The organism is Rhizobium sp. KNZ2-6A, from assembly GCF_056755475.1.
In genome coordinates, this window is record NZ_JBNDIC010000166.1 from 1 (window position 1) to 203 (window position 203).

Consider the following 203-nt stretch of genomic DNA (forward strand, 5'->3'; position numbering starts at 1 on the left):
AAGATCCATCACTATATGGGCTGCTCGACCTTCGCCAATTTCACCGTGCTGCCGGAGATTGCCGTTGCCAAGGTCAACCCGGACGCCCCCTTCGACAAGATCTGCTACATCGGCTGTGGGGTGACAACCGGCATCGGCGCGGTCATCAACACCGCCAAGGTGGAGATGGGGGCAACCGCCATCGTCTTCGGTCTCGGCGGCAT

At 60.6% G+C, this 203-nt stretch carries 1 pseudogene; it reads left to right on the plus strand.

Annotated elements, in window-relative coordinates:
- Nucleotides 1–203: pseudogene (locus tag ACPYOP_RS33040) on the plus strand (S-(hydroxymethyl)glutathione dehydrogenase); the annotation flags it as partial.